The following is a 23,813-nucleotide window of genomic DNA, read 5'->3' on the forward strand; positions in this document are numbered from 1 at the left end:
CCAAATACAGTGGAGCTAACTCCCCTAAATTCAGTCGAGCTGAATACGTCCCGGCTTCTTTTCGCCGATACCTCGATCGGCCAGTTCGTCATCAATGTACGTTGGCCGACCGACAATCAACCCAAGCACTGCTAGCACCACCGTGGTGCCAAGCAGCACGACCAGAATCGGCGTCCACGCTTCCGTCGTTCCAGCGGCCACACCCACCAGGAATGGCCCGACTGCGGAGAAGATGTAGCCGATTGGCTGCACGAAGCCGGACAGTCGCGCGGTCAGCTCGTGGCTGCGCGTGCGGCCCGGAATCAGTGCGATGGCCATGGGGAAACAAAAACCACCCACACCCAGCAGGAAGGCAGCGCCAATCGCATACCCCACACCAGTTTCCGCCGCTCCCCGCTGGTCGATCAGAATCATCAACGCATACCCGAGGAAGAAAAGGCAGCCGAGAACAAAGGCAACGTAGGACATGGTGCGGAGCCGTGTAATCAGCGGCGGCATCAGCAGTCCGCCGATGATGCCCAACCCTTGAACAATCATGGACGCTGCAGTGGCTATGTTTACGCTGATACCTGCGTCGATAAGCATTTTCGGCATCCAGCCCATGAGCACGTAGGCGTTCATCGACTGCACGCCGAAGAAAACTGCCAGTGCAATGGCTGTCGGTGACTTCCAGATTGGTGTGCTTGCCGAGGCACTGACCGGCGCCTTCGGGTAGTCGAATCCGATGCGTGCACGCAGCGGCAACCACACGACGAGCTGCACCAGGGCGGTGATTGCCCATGCGGCAAGCGCCCAGCGCCACATTTCGATACCACCTGCAGATGTCTCGGGAGAATCGCTAATCAAAAATGCCGTCGCCGGCCCCAGTCCACCGCCGAGGGCGAGCATGCTGGAGTACAGCATCATCAGCACGACCGTATGGCGACCGCCGTGCACCTTAATCCACGCAGGTAGCAGTACATTTCCCAGCGCAATGCCAGCAACCGATAACGCGGTAAACAACAGGAATAGCCAGATGCTGCTCACCCACGGGCGCACCGCAAGGCCGACAAATAGCAACGTCGCAGACAGTGTAAGCGCGCCGCTTAAGCCCATCCGCTTGCCGACGGACACCGCGGACAACCCAATCGCGAAAAACGCGAGCCCCGGAATGGCCGTAATCAGACCACCAAAGGCGGAGGATGCGCCGAGGTCGGAGAGGAGCTGATCGAGCACCGGACCGATCGACGCGATACTCGGTCGCAAGTTCAGCGCCGCAACGATTACGGCTATGACAAGGACGGGGACGCCGAGTGCAATGGCGTTCTTCGAGGACCCAGGAACTTTTGATTGAGGTTGCCCTGGATTTTGTTCTGCTGCCATAACAGTGGACGTTACCGCTTTCTGTTAATGACTCTCTATCTGATTCAAGCCGCTCGTTCGGAGTAGCTTTAAAGATTGACGTACTCGATGTCGCTGTTGTCCTATCCTGGACTACAGCGACATCTCTTTTTCTGTATCTATTGACAGTCTTTCGGCTATCTCTGACGTAAGGATTGAACTGAAAATGGTTGAACCGATTTCTGATTCCATGCTCATTGCCTATGACGGCTCCGACGAAGCCAAGCGGGCGCTGGCCTACGCCGGAAAACTGCTGCGCGTTAAGAAGGCCTACATTCTGACTGCCTGGGAGCCTCTACAGCGTGCTGCTGCTCGCACTGCTGGCGCCTCCGGCATGATGCAGCCCGACTGGGATGCCACTACTGAAGACGGCGATCCGGCACACGACGAGGCTGTTCGTATTTGCCGTGAGGGTGTGCAGATTGCCGCTGAGGCCGGCTTCGTCGCCGAGCCTTACTTGGTAGAGACCGAAACTACTATCTGGTCGGCCATCGTCGATGCAGCTCACGACCTCGATGCGGGCGTGATTATCTCCGGCACTCGCGGTGTGACTGGTTTGCGTGGTCTGTTTACCGCCTCGACCTCTGACGCGTTGCTGAAGAATGCTGGCCGCCCGGTCCTTGTCGTTCCGGGGGAAAAGGAATAATTTCTAGAAAATTTTTAAAAACTTACTTAGCTGATAGAAAATGGGTTAATCTCTCAACTAAGAAAACTCAATGACCGCTGAAACCACCCAAAATTCAAGGCAGGGAGAGATTCCCAGCTGTTCCACTGGTTTACAGATGTCACAGAGTGTAGTTTTATAAACAGTATTGACTTAATGCACACGAGGAGTCCTCAACATGGCATACGAAACTGATTCCGAGCAGCGTCGTAGCGTTGGCCCTGCCCTGGCCTCGGCGCTCATTGGCGCCCTTCTCGGTGGTGCCGCTATCTTCGGCATCGGCCAGGCTCTGACCGAAGACCGAATTCCGGAAGCACAGGCTGTTTCCACCGATGACGCTCTGCTTGGCGGTGTCGAGTACGGTCAGCGTTAAGCCCTTAACGCTAACCCTCCTTTAACGCTATGCCCACCTTTGTTCGAGCGCGTAAGCGCGTGCTTGTACCTTGGTGGGTTTTGCTGTGCCTGCTGGCATTCATCCAGTCCCCCGGCAAGACTGTCGCTGACACAAAGCACGACCTGACAGAAGACCCCATCGGGTTTTTGTCCGCCTCGCTCAACATGTGGTCAGACACCATGACACTGGGACAGCTCCAAAACCAGGCATATGGCTATCTCTTTCCGCAGGGCGCATTCTTCGCGCTGTTCAGCTTGCTGCCCGATGTCCTAGCGCCCGGCTGGCTGATCCAGGCGCTGTGGTGGAGCCTTACTCTCTGCTTGGCTTTTACCGGCGCATATCGCGTGGCCGAAGCTATAGGCGTCGGCACGCATACCTCTCGCGTACTGGCGGCGTTATTGTACGCGTTGTCGCCGCGTGTGATTACGACGTTGGGCGCGATTTCGTCCGAGACCTGGCCCGTAGCGCTGGCACCGTGGATTCTGCTTCCGCTCCTACGGGTCGCGGCCCGGCGCGAGGAACTGCCCTGGCGCGCGACTGCCCGCGCCGTATTGCTGTCCGGTCTAGCGGTACTGTGCACTGGCGCGGTCAATGCGGTCAGTACAGCTGCGGCTTGCATCCCCGCAGGTCTGATGCTGCTCTTCTTCGCTTTTACGGGGCCTCGCCGCGGGCGTGCGTGGGCGATGCTCGGCGGTTGGCTGGCTGCGTGTGCAGCGGTCAGCATGTGGTGGATCGTGCCGCTACTACTGCTGGGCAAGTACTCGCCACCGTTTACGGACTACATCGAGTCCTCCGGCGTGACCACTCGTTGGTTGAGTCTCGGCGAGACGCTCCGCGGCTCCACTTCGTGGACCCCGTTTGTCTCTTTCGAGCGAGTCGGCGGAAATGCGCTGGTCGCGGAGCCCATCCTCATTTACGCCACTCTGGCTGTGGCGGCGATTGGTCTGCTTGGCTTGGTCATGCGCTCACTGCCGCTGCGTCGGATGTGGCTGATGATGCTGCTCATCGGGCTTGTCATCGTGGCGGCCTGGACGGAGCCATTCGGGCTGGTGTGGGAATCGGCTCGAGAGGTGCTCGATTCCACGCTCGCAGCAGTACGCAACCTGCACAAATTCGACACAATTGTGCGCCTGCCACTTGTTATCGGCTTCGCTCATGCGACAGCCCAGCTGCCATGGCCGTGGCGAGAGTCGGCGAACGAGCACAAGAACGAGCCGGCGAGCGATTCAGCAGCCACTGGCTGGCAGCAGTGGCTGCACCCTGAGAAGCACCCGCGCGCTATCGCATCGATGCTGGTTCTGGTGGTTATCGCCAGTGCCACCGCCCCTGCGTGGAGCGCCCGCCTCGCTCCGGCAGGCGGTTTTTCCGAGGTTCCGGGCTACTGGCACGAAGCTGCCGACTGGCTGAATGAGCAGGGCGAGGACACCCGCACGCTGGTGATGCCGTCATCTCCGTTTGCTGATCAGACATGGGGCAATACTCGCGACGAACCGCTCCAGCCGCTTGCCGACGTGCCCTGGGCCGTCCGCGATACCGTGCCACTAGTGCCCCCAGAGGCGATTCGCGGCCTCGATGGTCTGCGCAATTCGCTGACTCGGGGCCGTGAGGTACCGGCGCTGGATGCCACCCTGCGCAACAATGGCATCGGCTATGTGCTGGTCCGCCACGACTTGAGAGTTACCTCGAGGGGCGATTCACTGCGTGCCATCACCTCCACGCTGCAGGACTCCCCGACCATGGAAAAGGTGGCGGAGTTCACGGACGAGGACGGCCATACCGCTATCCAGATCTGGGGCGCGGGCCCGAAGGAGCTGCGCAATCGGGCCCTTTCGCCGCGGTTGGTGGACACTACACAGGTACCGCTGGTCGCCGGTGGTCCTGAAGTGCTCCCGCGGCTTGATGAGGTCGATTCCGATGCCCCGGTGCGCATCCTGTCCGGTAAGAACGCCGGCACTGTCACCGACACTCCCGCACGCCGCGGCCGCAACTATGGTGAAGTCGTCGGAGCGGAGTCGGCAATCCTGGCCGAAGACGAGGACTCATATGTCCGCAACCTCGTTCCGGACTACCCCGTCGCGGGACTGCCACTGACGCAGACAGCAACGGGTCGCGCCACAATTGAGGTTTCATCGTCGGCCTCTGAGCCATACAACGTCGGTGGTGCATCGGCTGACCACTCGGTCAACGCAATGCTCGACGGCGACACCTCCACCTGGTGGGAACCCCTGGCGGGCAAGAGTCAGGCTGAGTGGGTCAAGCTGTCGTGGAAGGAACCGACCGATAACGCAGTGCTCAGCCTGACCGGTGCTCGCGTTCCGGCGCAACTGCGCATCCAGACCGATACAGCTTCCAGCTCCGTACAGTTGGTCCCGGGTGAGACGACCCGCATTCCGCTGCCCGGCGGCAAGACCACATCTGTGCTCATCACAGCAAAGATTGCTCCTGTGGGGTTTGCTATCTCCGAGCTAGGACTGGTGATTCCAAAGCGGGACACTGGCTTCGACGCATTCGAATCCAGCAACCCCGATTCCGATGAAGAAGCGGAGCTTTCCGCCGAGGATATAGCGGAGGACCTCACGCCGGTTCGTGTCCCGGTGGTACCGAATTCCTCGTCGCTGGCTCAGCGTTGGGTCTTTGGCCAGGAGATTCACGAGGGCACGCTGGTGCGCCTGTTCACCGTTCCGAAGCCGGTAAAGGTGAAGGTCGATGCTGATACCTGCCGCAGCAGCATCGGAGACCCGTGGGCCAGCCTCCAGCGCGGTGACGGTTCTGATCACCGCGGGCTGACCTGTGGTGAAGAGATTGAGCTCTCGCCGGGGCCATGGCGCATCGATGCCAAGTCCGATTGGGTATCGCTCACCTCGACTGACTACTTCGCACCGTCAGCTGAGCAGCAGAAAGCCACGCCAATCGACCTGAACAATCCCATTGAGGCTGCCGACCACGATCGCATCGTGTGGCTGCCAATCTCTGTCAATGCTGGCCACGAACTTCGTGTCGGAGGTGCCGCCATGAAGCCGGTAACGGTCTCTGGTTGGCAGCAGGGTTGGACGATTCCGGCTGGAATTGGTGGTGCAGTCGAGCTGACCTATCCACCGCAGCAGACCTGGCGTACTGGAATCCTCGCAGGCGGCGCACTCGCAGCTGTGTACGCACTGGTCGCTGTGGGGCTGGCTTTCGCTTGGCGACGATTCGCTCTCACCGCCCCGATTTCCGCATCTTCGCTGGGCAATGACTTGCCGCGGGCGGCTTTTGGCATTGCGGCTGCCGCGACAGTGACCCTGGTATCCAGCTGGCCTGGCGTGGTCGTTGCCCTCGTGGTGGTTGCCGCTACCCTTGGTGCGGTTTTCTGGGCACGGAAGCGTGGGGACGTCGTCAAGCCATGGCTGAACGTGCGAAATGCACTAATTGTGGCGCTTGCTGCGATGATGTCGATTGCGGGCTTGGTGCTGGCGGCGAACCCATGGCCAAAGGATGACTACGCCGGTGCCGGCTGGCCGCTTCAGTTACTGCTGACGGCGGCGCTGACAATCGTGGCGTGCTGCTCGATGCTTTCCGGTGGCGGTGCTGATGACGACACCGACAGAGATGCTAGCGACACCGACAACACCGCTGATTAAAAGCCGTTAGCGGTTGACCCAGACGCGTGCGAAGAAGCGGCGGGCAGGTTCCTCGACGAGCGCGTAGGAGGCGGCGGCCACCGGAATCGACAGTGCGACCGTGACAATGGTGACACTGAGCAGATGTCCGGTGAACAGCTTCACGCCAAGCAGCGGGAATGCAATGGAGAGCATCGCCACGTGCCAGAGGAAGATACCGTACGACCAGCGCCCTAGCGCCTGCATGATGGGGTGTTCAAGGAAGCGAGACTCCGGCGCTATCGTCCAGGGGCCGATGATGGCGGCACCGAAGACCAGACCGCACAGCAGGCGGCGGGTGAATTCCCAGTTGGTGAGCTCGACTAGCCCTTCGGGACCCAGGTAGGAAGCCAGAACCAGCGCACCAACGGCGATCGCCAGCCACAGCGAACGGCGGCGTGCCCAGCGCTGCATGGTCTCCACCTTCGCGCGGGCGGCATCGGTATCGACGCCCTGGAGCGATTCCAGCTCGGCGAGAATCATGCCAGCTGCGAACCAGGAAAAGTAGGCAATCGGCTGAATATGCGGGTTAACGCCTTCTGGGTACGGCAGTGGCAGGTAGGGCCAGCCGAAGCTCAAGATCGCAAGCAGGGAAATTGCCACTATGCGGCGCCCCTGCTGGCGATGCGGGTCCAACCGGCTAAGCCCAATGGCAAACAGCGGCAGCGAGATGTAGAACGCGACCTCCACCGACAACGACCACAGGTGCGTCAACCCACCGTGCAGCGAGCCGGAGAAATACACCTGTGTCAGCGTCAGATTTGTTAGCCAAATCTTGAGATCCGCGCCGCGCCCCACCGGCAGTGCGATGAGCACAATAAGCACTAGCACCCAGTACGCGGGCATAATGCGCGCGACGCGCTTCTTGTAGTACTTCGCCCAGCTCTTCTTCCGTCCGCCGTCGGCATCGGACAATGCTTTACGACGGGGAATTCCGCCGTAACCCGAGCGGTGAGAACGCCACAACAGGAATCCGGACAGCACGAAGAATACGGCCACGAAGAAGTCGAAGCGGCCGAGGATGCGCTCCCACAGGGCTCCCACATCATGCCCGGTCTGGAATGCGACGTGCGTGCCGATGATGCCCATCGAAGCCACAGCTCGCAGGCCCTCCAGCGAAGGCAGGAAGCCTGGGCGGAATGTGGTGGCAGAGCTCGATGCAGTGCTGGATCCCGAGCTGGATACAGTGTTCGGCGTAGAGTTCGGCACAGAGCTCGACACTGTGTCTTGCCCAGCGTTTGGCGCTGCCGCATATGCCTTGGACGTCATAGTACTTTCTTACACGGATACCGGAATGAGTAAAATCACTTGTATTTTATTATGAAATAAGTCCTGTTCAGGCCGGTTTTTCCAAAACTCTTTTGTTTTCCCGACAAGTTATTTTTAAAAAACACACCACATAACTCCTAACTTCCTGCTAGGTTTTGCAGCAGAAAGTTACGTACAGTTAAAGGACTATCCGCTGATGAAGAGAACTCTCGGACATGCACTGATTATCATCGGTGCTGCATTGATTGTCATTGCCGTCCTTCTGCCAACCTTCCTGGTGCCTCGCCTCCGGGTCATCCCACTTGACACTGTGAGCGATACCATCACGGAGGTGCGCGACGGCACTCTGTTGGACTCCAGCCAGCTGGGCAAGAATGAGCCAACGCCAAACCGCAAGAATGACCCGCGCTGCAAGGCAGAGACGGACGAAGAGAAGCGCGATCTCCCGGTCCACTGCTTCATCAACGACAAGACTCCGATGCAGTCGAAGCGCCACGTTGAGATCGAGGAGCCGGCTGACGACAAGATTGCAACTCTCCAGGTCGGTACCACTCTGCTGCGCGATGACCGCGAAGAGCCGAAGAACCTCATCAATGCGACCCTCGACCGCATCACCGTCGACCGCAGCACTGCGTACCCGGTAGATGACCCGATCTCCAGCGTTGCTATTAACGCACCGCAGGGTGGTTCGGACACCAAGCCGCCGACGTTCACCCGTCCGGGCATCCAGTACCAGTTCCCGTTTGGTGCTGAGAAGAAGTCCTACCCGTACTACGACGTCCAGGCGATGCGTAACTTCGAGATTGACTTCGTCGGTGAGGAAACTCAGGATGGCGTCAAGGTCTACAAGTACTCCATGACCATTCCGCCGCAGAACCTCTACGAGTCCCTGACCGAGCACTTCACTCGCGACGGCCGCAAGCTCACCGAGGCTGACAAGTCCTCGCTGGCTTCCATGCGCCTGAGCTTCCCGGCTCACAAGTGGGGTCTGGAGGGTGACGACGACGTCGAGCTGGATCGTTACTACACCAACGTCCGTACTGTCCGCGTCGAGCCGACTTCTGGCGTGATCGTCAACGGTACTGAAGAGATGTTCATGTTCTACGCCAAGGACGACAAGGAAGCTGAAGAAATTGCTTCCAAGGCTGGCCGTGAAAAGGAAGCCAAGGAGCAGAACCGTACCGCGATGAAGTACACCGCTCAGTGGGACGAAGGCTCCAAGGGCCGCCAGATGGACCGTGCTAAGGAAGCCCGTAAGTCGCTGACTATCGGTGGCACTGTCGCACCGTGGATCCTCGGTATCCTCGGCCTGGTTCTCATCGTGATTGGCTTCCGTGTTCGCAGCAAGTCTGCCTAAGACGCCGAACTACGGTGCCTCAAGGCTCTCGCTTACCCTAAGTTTCACTGAGGAAAGCGAAAAATAATTTAATATAGGGCACGTGACACAACGTTTCCGCACTACTCTGACCCAGTCGGCTCGCTCTCATTCGGAGCGAGTCGCCTGGGTTTTTGTGTTGTCGTGGATTCTCCTGCTGACCGCTGCCGTGTGCTGGCCGCTCTTTGTGCCCCACAAGGCCCCGGCCGATGGTCGCTTTGGGGCACCGATGTTTCTGCTGCGCGACATGGTCATCCCCAATCACCCACCGCTTACCGACGCAGCCCTGGGACTCGGCCCCGCTGCGGCACGAGCTGTTCCGCAGGACACCGCACTGTGGGCACTGGGCTACTTTGTGGATGCCAGCCATTGGGTGCGCTTCGGCATGGTGGGCGCCTGTTTGATTGGTGGTCTTGCAGCTGCTGAGCTCGCCCGCAGATTCACTCGCCACGGCTCGGGCACCAGTAGCGCATCCGGTGCGGGCCTTGTACCCATGACTCCGAGCTTAGCCAGCCAGCTGATTGCACCGACGATGCTGCTCTGGAACCCGTTTGTGGTCGAGCGTTTGCTCCAGGGACAGTGGTCACTGGTCATCGCCGTATTGCTGCTTCCGGCAGTTGTTCTGGCAACGCAGATGGGTAGTGCCTTGTGGCGCACCAGCGCAATTGCCGCTGCGGGTCTCACGCCGACCGGTGCCCTTTTGGCTGGTATCACCGGCATTGTTACCGCTCGCAATAACCGCGACCGCGCTTGGATTGTGGCCACAACAGTAGCGGTCAGTTCACCGTGGCTAGTGGCATCTTTGCTGAACCCGAGTGCAGCTGGGTCCTCCGATGTGGCTGGCGCTGCCGCATTTGCGGCCAGAGCAGAGGCACACGTCGGCACGCTCGGCAGCCTGTTGGGGTTGGGTGGCATCTGGAATAAGCAGGCTGTGCCGCTGACCCGCGAGGTTGGTTTTTCGGCGATTATGGTGCTGGCACTCCTGGTGCTTATGGGTCTGGGATTCCGTCGTGTCTGGCATTCGCAAGAGCGCTGGCGGGGGCTGATTATCACCGGCGCCACGGCCATCATGCTCGTGGCTCTCGCCGCAACAACGCCGGGCATTTTGATGATGGGTTGGGCGCTGGAGCACATCCCGGGCGCGGGCCTGCTTCGTGATGCGCAGAAGTGGATCGCTCTCGCTGTCCCCGCCTATGTCATCCTCGCCGCCAGCGGTGCGGAGTACCTGGCACGCCGCGCTCGCGGGGCCACCGCCAATATCGGCCAGTGGCTGGCTACTGGCGTCAGCGCGCTCATCATCATCGCCGCTGTCCCCACGCTGCCCGCCGATGTCGCGCCGCTCCGCCCCATTCCGTCATGGGAGGGCTGGTCGGCGGTTTCCGGTGTGGTCGCGCTTGACGACGATCGCGTTGCGGTTCTACCTGCCGGTTCTTACCGCATTATTAATGGGCGTCCTGTCCTCGACCCGGCTACGAAGATTTTGCCCGCTCCGGTGGTGAGCTCTGGCGAACTGATTGTCTCTGGGCAGTCGGTGTCTGGCGAGGGAGCCACAACCGTTGAGCGCACGCTACTCGGTGGTGCGAAGAGACACGAGGAGCTTGAGTCTGCGCTCCAGAGGCTTCGAGACCAAGGCGTTGGCTGGGTCCTAGTGGAGAATTCGCCCGGCAACTTCGGCGACTCCGCTGACATTGTGGCAGCGTTAGACCCCGTCTATGAAACACCTGACCTGCAGCTATACCATGTCCCCGGCGTTATCGAGCCGGCCACACAACCAAGCCAGGGGGCCTATGCAGCTGCGTGGACAGCCTTTGGAATCTGGACTCTTTGCCTACTCGCTGGGCTGCTGGCGGGGCTACTGACTGGAGTAATGGAAGCGCTACTGCCCCGCCGCAGGTAGCAACTTATCCAGTGTTGGGTTTTCCAAGACATTCAGAACTGCCTCACCGGTCTTGTCCCAGCCAAATTCCGCGGCACGGGCGACGCAGGCCTTGGACATTGCGCGATGCAGTTCGTCGTTATCGAGAATCTGTCGTGTCTTGGCAATCAGGTCAGCTTCATCACTGGCCAGCAGGCCAGTTTCGCCGTCGTTGACCGAATCGCGCAAGCCCGCCGAGGAGCGGTAACCGACCGTCGGCACGCCGTGCTGCGCTGATTCGATGACGGCGAGCCCCCAACCCTCCTTGCGAGAAGGCATCAGGTGCAGACACGCCTTGGAGAGGATGCGGTGTTTGTCCGCCTCGGTGACCTGCCCGTGGAAGACGACGTGGCCCGAAACGCCCTTGTCACGGGCATATTCCACGAGGTTGTCGTGCCACCACCCCGAGCCAATAACATCGAGAATCGCACCTGGACGATCTTGTACAAGATCTGCAAGCACATCGATGGCGTGCTCAATCTGCTTATGCGGAACCAATCGCGACAGCGTCACCAAATGCGGTGCTGGACCGTCGCACTCGGATAGGTCCGCCATGATTTCGGTCGACTGCAACTCCTCCGGAATCGGGTCCACACCATTGCGGATTACCGCGATGCGCCCCGGCGACACTCCAAGTTCTACCAGTTCAGCGGCACTTGGCTCGGAAACTGTGATGTAGCGGCAGCGGCGGTGAATCATCGGCGACAGACGCGACTCGATGAACCACCCAAGCTTGCTAATAATCGGCCCTGCCACTGGCCACTGTTCGCGGTGGCAGTGATGTGTTAGCAGCACCGTCGGTGCGCCGGAGAAAATCCGCGCGAAAAAGGGGACACCGTTTTGGGTGTCGACCACGACATCCGGCTTGCCGCCGAGCACCTTGGCAATTGGGCCCACGCCAAATCGCGCACCCAGCATCGCGGTCCAGGAGCGCACATAGACGGAGAAGTTTCCACCAGCGCGGGAGAACGTCACGCCATCACGACGCGAAAGGGCTGGTGCGTCTGGGTAACTGGCCGTGCGGAACACCACGGTGTGACCTTGGTCGGCAAGGTAACCTGCGACGCGCTCCAAATAGCGCTCACTACCTCCACCTTCGGGATGACCAGTGTCGCGCCAACACAACAGTAAGATTTTCATAACAATATGAGCCTAACGCTCGGCGCGGCTTTCGTTGCCGCTTTAGCTCAAATCCATACTCCCAAACCCAACCAGTCCATTAGATTGTTTGACGTGACCAGCTTTCGCTTTCCCGCTTTTATCGTCCCGCCCGCTCTGAAAGAGCTGCGCAGCTTTGCTACGCTGTCGCGCTCATTCGGGCTGCTCAACGACTTCAAATACGAGCAAACCGATCCCGATATCTTCTACGGGCACCTGGCTGAGGACACCATCGGCCTGTTGGAAGGCATCGCAGCTGGGGCGGATGGTGCGGCGGGGTCGACGGACACAGGGGGCACGTCGTCAAGCGTTACGACGAATACCGCACTGCGTGGCAAGCGCATCCTTGATGTCGGCGGCGGCCCTGGGTACTTTGGCCGCGCATTTGCCCAGCGTGGCGTGGAGTATTACACCTGCGAGCCCGATGTGGGTGAGATGGCGGCGGCGGGGATCAAGCTGGAGTCGTCGGTACGCGGATCGGGGCTGGAGCTGCCATTTCGCGATGATGCTTTTGACCTAACGTACTCGTCGAACGTTGCCGAGCACGTGCCCGAGCCGTGGACGATGGGCGAGGAAATGCTGCGTGTGACCAAGCCGGGTGGTTTGGTCGTTTACTCGTACACCATTTGGTACGGCCCGTTCGGCGGCCACGAGATGGGGATGACGCATTACCTGGGAGGTGACCGCGCGCGGCGCATGTATGAGAAGAAGCATGGCAAGCGGCCGAAGAACTACTTTGGCGAGTCCCTGTTCAAGGTCGGTTGCGGTGAAGGGTTGAAGTGGGCGCGCGCTGCCGCGGAGGCCGGCGACTGCGAGCTGCTGGCCGCTTTCCCGCGCTACCACCCATGGTGGGCCTGGTGGATGGTGCACGTGCCGGGGCTCCGCGAGTTCGCGGTGTCGAACCTGGTGCTGGTGCTGCGGAAGCGGTAGGGGGTTCATAGAGGAAGCCTTTAGAGCCCCTGAACGCAAACCGTCACCCTAGCCCCCCAATACCACCCCTGCTTTTAGGATAGCCTGCCCTTTGTTACTGTTTCCGACATTCGGTAGAATGCTGGGCTCGGGAGTACTCAACGAGACTCTTCGCACAAACAAAGGACCTACATGAACAAAACCTTCAGGACCCTGACAATCGCGGTGGCCAGCGGAGCCATCGCATTCACCATGGCAGCCTGCGGAAGCAGCGACACGAGCAGTGAAAACAACGCCAGTAGTGTCAGCGCCTCGGACGCCAACACACAGCTCCCTGTGACCATCAAGCACGCGTTCGGCGAGACCACTATCAAAGAGGCACCGCAGCGAATCGCGACTGTCGGCTGAGCGAACCATGAAGTACCGCTTGCTCTGGGACAAGTGCCCGTTGGCATGAGCAAGGCCACCTACGGTGACGATGACGGCGATGGCATCCTCCCGTGGGTTGAAGACAAGCTGAAGGAACTCGGCGCAGATTCCGGCGACAAGAAGCCGGTGCTCTTCGATGAAACCGACGGCATCCCGTTTGAAAAGGTCGCAGACACAAAGCCTGACATTATTCTTGCTACTTACTCCGGAATTTCTCAGGAGGACTACGACACGCTCTCCAAGATTGCGCCTGTCATTGCCTACCCCGACATGGCATGGGGCACATCATTGGAAGACATGATTCTGATTAGCTCCAAGGCGATCGGCAAGGCCGATGAGGGCAAGAAGCTGTCCGAGAACTTGGACACCACTATTGCCGACGCTCTTGAGAAGTACCCGAACCTCAAGGGCAAGAAAGCACTCTTTACCTCCTTCGGTGGCAGCTCCAACCCATCAAAGCTTGGTTTCTACTCCACCGAAGATCCACGCATGGGATTCCTTGTAAACCACGGTCTTGCAGCACCGAAGATCGTCGAGGAACAGTCCAAGACTGCTGACAAGTTCTGGGTTGAAGTCTCCACTGAGAACCCGGAGCAATTCGATGACGTCGATGTCATCATCTCCTACTCCTCGGGCGATAAAGCCGAGGATGAAAAAACGTCAAGGATATGCAGGCGGATCCACTGCTTTCCAAGATTCCGGCGGTGAAGAACGGCAACATTGCCTTCCTTGAAGATGGCCCGCTAGGAGCCGCCTCGAACCCCTCACCGCTCTCCATCCCTTGGGGCATCGACCGTTACTTCGCAGCGCTTAACGAAGGATTGAAGAAGTAATAGTGCCAACCTCAGTCCATGCTGCTTCAACAAAGTCCACTCCCCCTCCTTCGACGACCACCAAGTCAGCTGTATTTGTTCTCTTGCTGATACTTGGACTGGTATCGGTGGTCCTGTCGGTTATGTTCGGCATACGCAGTATTACGTTCACCGAGGCGCTTTCCGCCTTAGGTGGAGCTACCGACACCGCGGGAGAAGCTGCAGCGTGGACACGCATTCCGCGTACCGTGCTGGCACTGTGCGCGGGTGCAGCGCTCGCCACCTCGGGCGTAGCCTTTCAAGCTGTTACTCGAAACCCGCTTGCGGACCCCGGAATATTCGGCGTTCTTGCTGGCGCTTCTCTAACAGTTGTTATCGGTATCACCTTTTTCAACATCAGTCGCACACTGCCGACAATGCTAGTTGCGTCAATGGGCGCCTTCGCAGCTGCAGTGTTTGTCTACTGCGTGGGATCAATCGGCCACGGCGGAGCCACTCCACTCAAGCTAGCTCTTGCTGGAGCTGCCACGGCCGCCGCCCTATCTAGCTTGACCAGCGCCATCTTGTTGCCGCGCGCCGATGTCATGGACGAATTCCGCAACTGGCAAATCGGCTCCGTCAGCGGTGCGCAGTAGGAATCACTGACGGTCGCTTTCCCGTTACTTGGGCTCGGGTTCGTCATCGTCTTTTTAACCAGCAGCGGCCTCAACGCACTCTCCCTTGGCGATGATGTCGCCACCAGCCTCGGCATCAACTTAACCCGCACGCGAGTCCTGGCAACACTCGGCGCGGTGCTGCTCTGCGGGACCACCACTGCCGTCACCGGTCCGATTGCCTTCGTCGGTCTCATCGTCCCCCACGTACTCCGGATGATCCTTGGAACCGACCACCGCGTTCTCATCCCAGCAAGCGCTCTGGCAGGAGCAGTATTGCTCACGCTTGCTGACACCGTCGGGCGCCTCGTCGGTGACCAATCCGAGATTGCTGTCGGCATCATCATGCCCTTCCTCGGAGCTCCACTGTTTATTTGGATCGTGCGACAGACAAGGATGCGGGAACTATGACAAACCTCGCCCCCGAAACGCGCCCGCAGAATAGGGCCAGCGAATTAGCGACCGCTATCCAAGAACAACGCGGTCACGCCCGAATTCGTTTTACGCTCACATTATTGGTTCTAGCAGCGATTACGGCCGTACTGTGGCTGCTGAGTCTCATGCTTGGAGATTCCTTCTATTCCCTTGCCGATGTCATCGGCGTCATTCGCGGTGACACCGTCCCCGGGGCATCTTTCACAGTGGGAGAGCTACGCCTACCACGCGCCACGATTGCAATTGTCGCCGGCTTCGCGTTTGGCGTATCAGGAACAATCTTCCAAACGATGCTGCGAAACCAGTTAGCCTCACCGGACATTATCGGTATTTCCGCTGGTGCGGCCGCTGCTGGTTCGACCATGATTGTGCTGTTTCAGGCCTCTCAGACTGCCGTGTCAACGGTGGCGCTGATGGCGTCGTTAAGCGTGGCCGCTCTGACCTACCTGCTGGCGTTGAAATCGGGATTTGCCGGCACTCGCCTGATCCTGACGGGAATCGGCATTGCGGCGATGCTGCAGGCATGGACCACCTACGTGCTGTCGAAGGCTTCCGCGTGGGATCTGCCGACGGCCACACGTTGGTTGACTGGATCGCTGAATAACATCTCGTGGGAGCGCGGATTACCGCTGGTTATTACCGTTCTTGTCGTAACACCGCTGCTCTTGATTGGCGCGCACAGGCTATCAATCTTGGAGCTTGGCGACGACATCGCCACCTCACTCGGACTGCGCGTGAACCTGCTTCGCGGAGCTCTTATTGTCGGCGCCGTCATGCTCATCGCAGTGGCGACATCCGCAACCGGACCAATCTCATTTGTCGCATTCATGGCAGGCCCGATCGCGATGCGAATCTTTAGGCCCGGCGCGAACCTCATAGTGCCATCTGGATTGGTTGGAGCATTCTTGGTGCTTGTCGCAGATTTAGCCGGCCAATACCTCTTCGGCACGCGTTATCCCGTCGGAGTTATTACCGGCGCGCTCGGAGCACCCTTTTTGATCTATCTGCTCGTCAGAACATCTCGATAGCTGCGCTTTGTTCATCAAACCAAGGAGTCACTCACCGTGTCCGCACAACTGAATGCTCAGTCCCTTACTTCTGGATATGGGGAAAAACCCATTGTGAAAGACCTGACTTTGTCATTCGAAGCAGGCAAGATTACTTCGATTGTCGGACCAAATGGTTGTGGCAAATCAACGTTTCTACGTACGCTAGCTCGTTTGATTCGGCCATCAGCTGGATCCGTCGAGCTGGACGGCAAGGAGCTAGGTTCCTATTCTTCCCGCGAATTGGCAAAGCGGCTCGGGCTGCTTCCGCAGACCCCTATCGCTCCTGACGGCATCACTGTCGCAGACTTAGTCGGCCGTGGTCGAACCCCCTACCAGGGAATTCTGGGTCGCTGGAGTTCAGCCGACTACGACATCGTCGCCGAAGCTATGGAAGCTACCCGAGTCGCAGACCTCGCAGGGCGGTGCGTCGAAGAGCTCTCCGGCGGCCAGCGTCAACGTGTGTGGATTGCAATGGCACTCGCACAACAAACCGATGTGCTGCTTCTCGACGAACCTACAACCTACCTAGATCTAAAACATCAACTAGAAGTCCTGGATCTACTAACTGATCTCAATCAACGCCGAGGCACCACCATCATCATGGTGCTGCACGACCTCAACCTGGCTGCTCGGTATTCGGATGTTCTCGTCGCCATGCGCGACGGACGACTGCATTCCGCAGGAGCGCCTGTCGACGTGCTCACACAAGAGCTGACCCGGGAGGCGTTCGACCTCGAATCGCTGATTATTACCGATCCGGTCTCAGGGCTACCCACGGTTACGCCCATTGGGCGCCACCACTCGAAATTAGCCCAGTACTAGCTCAGTAGATGTAAGTAACTCATCAGATTTAAGGATTCCCATGGGATACCAGCCACACCGCGTCCGCGTTGCCCGCACGCAACAGATTTCCCCGCACTTTCAGCGCATAACACTTCACGACGTGGAGAATGTCGGGCCGAAGGACACGATTCGGGACCTCCGTATCAAAGTCATTATCCCAGCCGCTGGTCAGCTTCCAGAGCTGCCGGAGGAGAATTGGTTCGCCACCTGGAAAACCCTTGACCCCGACACTCGCGGCTATGTCCGCACGTATTCCATCCGCGCTTTTCGGCGCAACTTGCCAGACGACGCTCCCGATGAACTCGACATCGATTTCGTGCTACACCCCGATGCCGCTGGGCCAGCGTCTGCATGGGCTTCAAAGGCACAGATCGGCGATGAGCTGCTCATCATCGCACCGACACGAGATGATGAATCCGGCAGCGGCATCGAATTCGCCCCTGGAGCTAGTAGTCGCATCGTGATGCTTGGAGATGAAACTGCCTTACCTGCAATTGCGAAGACCCTGGAGGAATGGCCAGCGGGAGTGCAGGGAGAAGTGTTTATTGAGGTTCCATGTACAAGCGATGCCCAGAAGCTAGAGGTGCCATCTGGAGTCTCGGTGAAGTGGCTGGCGCGAGCGGAAGATGAGCACGACACTTCGGGCGAGCTGCTGTACTCCAATCTGGTGAAGCTTGTCAGCAATGCGCTAAGCCCGGTCTCACAAGAAGCACTGTCGAACGTTCTCGAGGGGAATACGGCGGCGACCACTACGTCGACGGGCGAGGATGACCCCAGCTTTCTGGTGTGGGAGACCCCAAGCTATTCACAGTCGGGTGAAGATATTTCCAATTCCAGCGGCGAAGACAAGGCCAACACCGAATCTCCGAATCCGAGGCTAACCGGGACTTACTTTTGGATTGCAGGTGAGTCTTCAGCGGTGATTCGGATGCGGAGGCTGCTGGTGAAGGAATGCCACGTCCCGAGGAAGCAGGTGTCGTTCATGGGGTATTGGAAGCGGGGTTACGCTGCGAAGGGATAGTTTTAAATCTCTTGCGCTGCCAACCGGCTGAGACTCAGCCGGATTGGAAGGCTGACTGTCCTCAAACTACTTATGTAATTACCCCCGGTTTCTCCCATAACCGCAGGTGGGAGACTACAGCGAGTCAACTTCCTCCCCAGCACCCCTCAAATCACCCCCGGCAATCCGCCATTCGTTATAGAGTGACGCACGACACTTTACGACGAATCTGTGAGGTAAAAACACATGACTTCCGCCACCATTCAGCCGGGCGGCGAAGCCTTCATTTACGAGGCAATTCGCACCCCGCGCGGCAAGGGCAAGAAGGACGGCTCCCTCCACGAGGTACGCCCGGTATCGCTTCTCGTCGGCCTCATCGACGAAATCCGCAATCGTTTCCCTGACCTGGACGAAGAGCGCATCAGCGACCTCATCGTTGGCTGCGTCAGCCCGGTCGGCGACCAGGGTGCGGACATTGCCCGGACCGCAGCACTCACCGCAGGTCTGCCGTACCGCACCGGCGGTGTCCAGATCAACCGCTTCTGCGCTTCGGGCCTCTCCGCCATCAACTTGGCTGCTCAGAAAGTCCGCTCCGGCATGGACGAGCTCGTCCTCGCCGGTGGCGTCGAGTCCATGTCCCGCGTGCCAATGATGTCCGACGGCGGTGCAATGGCGATGGACGCACAGGTCTCGTTTGCGACCGACTTCGTCCCGCAGGGTATTTCCGCTGACCTGATTGCATCGCTCGACGGCTTTGACCGTGAGTCCCTCGACGAGATGGCAGCACTCTCCCACGCTCGTGCCGCAAAGGCTTGGTCTGAGGGCCGCTTTGACCGCTCCGTCGTCCCAGTCAAGGACGCTAACGGCCTGACCATCCTCGATCGTGATGAGACCATCCGCGAAGGCGTCTCCGCAGAGTCCCTCTCCGGCCTGCGCGCAGCCTTCACCATGATGGGTGAGCAGGGCGGCTTCGACGCAGTTGCACTGAAGAAGTACCCGCAGCTTGAGCGCATTAACCACGTCCACCATGCAGGTAACTCCTCCGGCATCGTCGATGGCGCTGCACTGACTCTGGTTGGCTCTGAGAAGGCCGGCGCAGACATGGGTCTGACCCCACGCGCACGCGTTGTCGCCACCGCCGTCAATGGTGTCGAGCCGACCATCATGCTCACCGGTATCGAGCCGGCTGTCCGTGAGGCTCTGGCCAAGGCCAACCTGACGGTCGACGATATCGACGTGTGGGAAATCAACGAGGCGTTTGCCGCCGTCGTCAAGCACGCTCAGCAGAACCTGGGCATCGACTACGACAAGCTCAACATCAACGGTGGCGCAATGGCCATGGGTCACCCGCTGGGTGCAACCGGTGCCATGATCACCGGCGCCGCAATCGACGAGCTGCACCGCACCGGTGGCCGCTACGCTCTCATCTCGCTCTGCGTGGCTGGCGGCATGGGTGTTGCAACCATCATCGAGCGCGTCTAAAGCAAACCGGAACGAAACTCACAGCGACAATTACCGCGGTCACACCGCGATAACCACAAAGGACTGACTGATTTATGAGCACAGATAACATGTTCCGGTGGGATCAGGACGACGCCGGAATCGTCACCCTCACCATGGATGACCCGAATGCGCCGGTCAACACCATGAACAAGACCTTCCAGGACGACATCCGCGCCACCGTGGAGCGCCTGGAAAACGAAATTGGCGACGGCTCTGGGACCTCCATCAAGGGCATCATCATCACCTCTGCGAAGAAGACCTTCTTCGCAGGCGGCGACATCAAGCAGATGTCCAAGGCCACTGAAGACGATGCAGCTGACATGTTCGGCATGGTCGAGGACATGAAGGCCTCCCTGCGTCGCTTGGAGAAGCTCCCGGTGCCGATTGTTGCTGCCATCAATGGCGCAGCACTGGGCGGCGGCCTCGAGGTCGCGCTGGCTGCTAACCACCGCGTTGCTGCCGATGTCCGCGGTTCCAAGATTGGCCTGCCAGAGGTCACCCTCGGCCTGCTGCCGGGTGGCGGCGGCGTTTCCCGCGTCGTACGCATGCTGGGCATTCAGGACGCGCTGATGAAGGTCATTCTGACCGGCGCTCAGATGAACCCGGGCAAGGCTCTCGCAGCTGGCCTCGTTGACGAGGTTGTTGCTCCGGAGCAGCTCATCGAAACCGCTCGTGCATGGCTGACCAGCGAAGACGCCAAGGCCGCACAGCCGTGGGATGAGAAGGGCTTCAAGATCCCGGGCGGTGACCCGAAGACTCCTAAGTTCGCAATGAACCTGCCGTCCTTCCCGGCAAACCTGACCAAGCAGCTCAAGGGCTCCCCGATGAAGGCTCCGCGCCTTGCGATGCAGGCTGCCATCGAGGGCTCTCAGGTCGACATCGACACTGCACTGCGTATCGAGTCCCGCTACTTCACCGAGCTGGTCACCGGCACTCAGTCGAAGAACATGATGCAGGCGTTCTTCTTCGACCTCAATCATGCTCAGGGCGGCGGCTCCCGCCCGCTGCAGGCTGACGGCACCCCGTACCCGAAGCGCGAGTTCAAGAAGGTTGCCGTTGTCGGCGCCGGCATGATGGGCGCAGGTATCGCCTACGTGTGTGCAAAGGCTGGCATGGAAGTTGTCCTGAAGGACATTTCCCTGGAGAACGCCGAGCGCGGTAAGTCCTACTCTGAAGGTCTGGAGGCCAAGGCTCTCAAGCGCGGTCGCACCACTGAGGAGAAGTCCGCAGCGCTGCTGAACCGCATCAAGCCGACTGAGTCCTACGACGACCTCTCCGACGTCGATCTGGTCATCGAGGCCGTCTTCGAGAACACCGACCTCAAGCACAAGGTTCACGCCGAGATCGAGGCTGCAGTTCCGGAGACCTGCATCCTGGGCTCCAACACCTCCACCCTTCCGATCACCGAGCTGGCTTCCCACGTCAAGCGTGAGAAGGACTTCATCGGCCTGCACTTCTTCTCCCCGGTGGACAAGATGCAGCTGATTGAGATCATCTCCGGCGACAACACCGACCCGGCTATCCTCGCCGCTTCGCTGGACTTCGCTGTTGCAATCCGCAAGATCCCGATTGTTGTCACCGACTCCCGCGGTTTCTACACCTCCCGCGTCATCGGCACCGTCATCAACGAGGCCCTGCGTATGGTCGCTGAGGGCTACGACCCGGCCATCATCGAGGCCGCTGGTCGCCAGGCTGGTTACCCGGCACCGCAGCTCCAGCTTGCCGACGAGCTTAACCTCAAACTCATGGAGAAGATCGCTGGCGAGACCCGCGCTGCCGCCGAGGCTGCAGGTCAGACCTTGGACGAGGGCGGCGTACCGGCTTTGGTCGAGGCCATGCTGCACAAGTTCGAGCGCCCGGGCAAGCTCGAGGGTAAGGGCTTCTACGAGTACGTCGACGGCAAGCGCTCCGGTCTCTGGCCGGGCCTGTTCAATGAGCTCCGTGAGGAGCTGAACATCGCCCCGATCGCTCCGGAGGACACCGACCTGCAGGAGCTGGTCGACCGCATGCTCTTCATCGAGGCCATCGAGACTCAGAAGTGCGTCGACGAGGGCGTTCTGCTTCACGACGCCGACGGCAACATCGGCTCCATCTTCGGTATCGGCTACCCGGCCTGGACCGGTGGTACTCGCCAGTTCATTAAGAACTACGACGGCGCCACTGTTGTCGACCCGGCCGCAGCTCACCCGGAGCGCCGCGGCGTCGCGGGCTTCGTCGAGCGCGCCGAAGAGCTGGCCGCTAAGCACGGTGAGCGCTTCAACGCTCCGGAGTCCCTGAAGAAGTAGGACTACCCCGAGCGCACCCCGGTTGCTGGAATTGTTCCAGTAACCGGGGTTTTTCGCCTTCGAGGCCACGTCAACGGCGTAGCACCGCTGAACGCACCAGCGCGCCAACCCCAATTCGGCCTACCCGTTAAACTGCGCACATGGCTAGAAACGTCGCTGATCTGCCCACCGCACTGCCTGAACTCGCTATCGACCAGCAGGGGTTTGATGCCCCATCGCCGCAGCTGGTCATGCTTAACGACGAGCTCGCGACCCAACTCGGCCTCTCCCCGCAGTGGCTTCGCTCGGAGGCTGGCCTGAAGTTCCTCACTGGCCACGGCGCCGATCACGGAGTCGGCCAGGAAACCGATACCCCACTCGGCGCATACACAACCCCGATGGCCACGGCCTATGCCGGCCACCAGTTCGGCAACTTCGCAGGCCTACTCGGTGATGGTCGCGCGCTCTTGCTTGCCACAGTTGAGGTTGAACCGGGGCTGACTGGGCTGCACTGTCCGCCTAACCAGCCCGACTGCCCCAAAGAGACAACCCACAGCGACAACACCCAGGCCTACGAGATTCAGGCGAAAGGCACCGGCCCCACGCCCTTTTCCCGTGGCGGTGACGGCAAAGCCACGCTGACCTCCGCGCTGCGGGAGTACCTCATCAGCGAAGCCATGTATGCGCTCGGCATCCCCACCACCCGCGCGCTGGCGGTCATCAAAACCGGCGAAGAGATTTACCGCGGCTCGCAAACCCCATTCGACAACACCGACCCCACCACCGAACTTCAACCGGGTGGCATCGTCGTGCGCGTAGCATCCAGCCACCTGCGAGTTGGCACGTTCGAGCTGGTCGCTCGCTCCGGAACGGACACCGGAATCATGGATCGGCTCATCGAGTTCGCCGCGCAGCGGCATGGCTACGAAGGTTCGGCGGAGTCGGTTCTCCGGGACGTCGTCAAGCGGCAAGCCAATCTCGTTGCGGCGTGGTTGGCCTGCGGTTTTGTTCACGGCGTGATGAACACCGACAATGCCAGCATCGCGGGCGAGACCATCGACTTCGGGCCGTGTGCGTTTCTGGATGCGCACGACCCCCGGGCGGTGTTTAGCAGCATTGATCGAGGCGGTCGATACGCGTTCGGCGCGCAGCCGACGATTGCCGGGTGGAATATGTCGAAGCTTGCGGAGACTTTGCTACCGCATTTCGCAGGCACCCCGGAGGAAGCCCTCGCACGCGCCCGCGACCTCCTGGGCGAATTCGCCGACGAGTTCACCGATGCGCTCAGCCGCAGGTGGCTGCCCAAGTTGGGGATTCTCCCCTCGCTTTACGACGACCCGCTGGCCACCCCCTTGGTACAGCAGTGGCAGGCGTTGCTGGCGAAGTTTGGGCTCGACCACACGAATGCTCATCGGGCGCTGATTGAGGTTCTGGCCGATGGTGATGGGGATACAGTTGCTGCGTTGGCTGCGCTGACCAGGCTGACCGCTGATCCTGCGTTCCCCGCCGCCGCGGCTGAGTGGGGGCAGTTGTGGAAGCGGACGCGGAAGGAGCTGGGAATCGACCGGACGACGGCCCTGGCACTTATGGAGGAAACGAATCCGCTGTATATTCCGCGAAACCACCTGGTCACGGAAGCGTTAGCGGCGGCAGGGGCGGGGGATCTGACCGACTACCGGCACCTGCTGGAGGCGGTAACCAACCCCTTTGAGTCGCAAGACGTCCCAGCGGGGTTCACGGAGCCGGCACCGCGGGAGTTGGGTGCTTTCCACTCGTACTGCGGGACTTAATGCGCTGTCTCTCCGCCTCCTTCAAAGTCCACTTCCTCTTCCAAAACCCACTTCACGACACGGGTGTCACCTCGTGCCAACTGTGGAGGTGGCATGAGGTGACATAGCTGTCGTGAAGTCGCGGATGGGGCCCGCGGACGGGCCCAACGCGGGTAGGGCCCTGACTGAGTGCCAGCGGCGCGGAGAACCAAAGGGCAACCCCTGCGGGGGTGCCAGGATGTTACAACGTTGCACCACTGCACAGGATTAACTCCCCAATCGAGGGTAAAAGACACCGTCAAATAAGGGATGGTTCGCCTGATTAATACTCATATGTTTTTTGGACTTGTATGG

At 59.8% G+C, this 23,813-nt stretch carries 15 protein-coding genes and 2 pseudogenes; 14 read left to right on the top strand and 3 right to left on the bottom strand.

From position 1 onward, the window contains the following. Positions 1-30 precede the first annotated feature (30 nt). The gene (locus tag ADB08_RS05890) at positions 31-1,362 is read right to left on the bottom strand and encodes an MFS transporter (protein WP_049171758.1); all 1,332 of its coding nucleotides are present in this window, start codon (positions 1,360-1,362) and stop codon (positions 31-33) included. 184 nt (positions 1,363-1,546) lie between these two features. Between ADB08_RS05890 and ADB08_RS05895 the strand changes: the two genes are divergently transcribed. The 3 genes from ADB08_RS05895 to ADB08_RS05905 all read left to right on the top strand — a co-directional run bounded on the left by ADB08_RS05895 (position 1,547) and on the right by ADB08_RS05905 (position 6,058). Next, the gene (locus ADB08_RS05895) at positions 1,547-2,026 is read left to right on the top strand and encodes a universal stress protein (protein ID WP_005510532.1); all 480 of its coding nucleotides are present in this window, start codon (positions 1,547-1,549) and stop codon (positions 2,024-2,026) included. Between the two features lie 196 nt (positions 2,027-2,222). Next, positions 2,223-2,417: a DUF2613 domain-containing protein gene (locus ADB08_RS05900; protein WP_005510537.1), complete on the top strand. Its 195-nt coding sequence runs from the start codon at positions 2,223-2,225 to the stop codon at positions 2,415-2,417. 29 nt (positions 2,418-2,446) lie between these two features. Beyond that, entirely contained in the window at positions 2,447-6,058 is a 3,612-nt protein-coding gene (locus ADB08_RS05905) for an alpha-(1->3)-arabinofuranosyltransferase domain-containing protein (protein ID WP_049171760.1), read from the top strand. Between the two features lie 6 nt (positions 6,059-6,064). Here ADB08_RS05905 and ADB08_RS05910 read toward each other — a convergent pair whose 3' ends face one another. Next, positions 6,065-7,345 (bottom strand): acyltransferase family protein, encoded by a 1,281-nt coding sequence (locus ADB08_RS05910; protein ID WP_049171762.1) that lies wholly within the window; start codon positions 7,343-7,345, stop codon positions 6,065-6,067. A 196-nt stretch (positions 7,346-7,541) separates the two neighbouring features. On the opposite strand from ADB08_RS05910, the gene ADB08_RS05915 reads away from it, so the two are divergent. Together ADB08_RS05915 and ADB08_RS05920 are read left to right on the top strand one after the other, a co-directional pair. Then, on the top strand, positions 7,542-8,702 hold the full coding sequence (locus tag ADB08_RS05915) for a DUF3068 domain-containing protein (RefSeq protein ID WP_048734381.1): 1,161 nt from the start codon (positions 7,542-7,544) through the stop codon (positions 8,700-8,702). A gap of 82 nt (positions 8,703-8,784) precedes the next feature. After that, a complete protein-coding gene (locus tag ADB08_RS05920; RefSeq protein ID WP_049171764.1) occupies positions 8,785-10,617 on the top strand; it encodes a hypothetical protein in 1,833 nt (610 codons plus the stop codon). On the opposite strand, the gene ADB08_RS05925 is transcribed toward ADB08_RS05920, so the two are convergent. Then, on the bottom strand, positions 10,597-11,775 hold the full coding sequence (locus ADB08_RS05925; RefSeq protein ID WP_049171766.1) for a glycosyltransferase family 4 protein: 1,179 nt from the start codon (positions 11,773-11,775) through the stop codon (positions 10,597-10,599). The two genes, ADB08_RS05920 and ADB08_RS05925, sit on opposite strands and share 21 nt — an antisense overlap. 93 nt (positions 11,776-11,868) lie before the next feature. Here ADB08_RS05925 and ADB08_RS05930 point away from each other — a divergent pair, with 93 nt between their 5' ends. From ADB08_RS05930 to ADB08_RS05970, 9 genes and pseudogenes are all read left to right on the top strand, one after another. Next, positions 11,869-12,723, top strand: a complete 855-nt coding sequence (locus tag ADB08_RS05930) for a class I SAM-dependent methyltransferase (protein ID WP_239660028.1) — start codon at positions 11,869-11,871, stop codon at positions 12,721-12,723. Positions 12,724-12,894: 171 nt separating this feature from the next. Next, a pseudogene (locus ADB08_RS05935) lies at positions 12,895-13,964 on the top strand (iron-siderophore ABC transporter substrate-binding protein). Between the two features lie 122 nt (positions 13,965-14,086). Beyond that, positions 14,087-15,007, top strand: a pseudogene (locus ADB08_RS05940) (FecCD family ABC transporter permease). After that, positions 15,004-16,059 carry a FecCD family ABC transporter permease gene (locus tag ADB08_RS05945; protein ID WP_049171768.1) on the top strand — a complete coding sequence of 352 codons (1,056 nt, stop codon included), beginning with the start codon at positions 15,004-15,006 and terminating at the stop codon, positions 16,057-16,059. Before ADB08_RS05940 ends, ADB08_RS05945 begins: the two are co-directional and overlap by 4 nt. A gap of 36 nt (positions 16,060-16,095) precedes the next feature. Continuing rightward, positions 16,096-16,902, top strand: a complete 807-nt coding sequence (locus ADB08_RS05950; RefSeq protein ID WP_049171770.1) for an ABC transporter ATP-binding protein — start codon at positions 16,096-16,098, stop codon at positions 16,900-16,902. A gap of 40 nt (positions 16,903-16,942) precedes the next feature. Then, positions 16,943-17,944 (top strand): siderophore-interacting protein, encoded by a 1,002-nt coding sequence (locus tag ADB08_RS05955; RefSeq protein WP_049171772.1) that lies wholly within the window; start codon positions 16,943-16,945, stop codon positions 17,942-17,944. A gap of 225 nt (positions 17,945-18,169) precedes the next feature. Then, positions 18,170-19,405, top strand: coding sequence for an acetyl-CoA C-acetyltransferase (locus ADB08_RS05960; RefSeq protein ID WP_048760224.1), 1,236 nt, complete (start codon positions 18,170-18,172; stop codon positions 19,403-19,405). 74 nt (positions 19,406-19,479) lie between these two features. Beyond that, positions 19,480-21,711, top strand: coding sequence for a 3-hydroxyacyl-CoA dehydrogenase NAD-binding domain-containing protein (locus tag ADB08_RS05965; protein ID WP_049171775.1), 2,232 nt, complete (start codon positions 19,480-19,482; stop codon positions 21,709-21,711). Positions 21,712-21,851: 140 nt separating this feature from the next. Further along, positions 21,852-23,480 carry a protein adenylyltransferase SelO family protein gene (locus ADB08_RS05970; RefSeq protein ID WP_049171777.1) on the top strand — a complete coding sequence of 543 codons (1,629 nt, stop codon included), beginning with the start codon at positions 21,852-21,854 and terminating at the stop codon, positions 23,478-23,480. Positions 23,481-23,813: the final 333 nt, after the last annotated feature.

Origin of the sequence: Corynebacterium sp. 239_CJEI (assembly GCF_001055995.1) — a bacterium.
GTDB classification, from domain to species: domain Bacteria; phylum Actinomycetota; class Actinomycetes; order Mycobacteriales; family Mycobacteriaceae; genus Corynebacterium; species Corynebacterium jeikeium_D.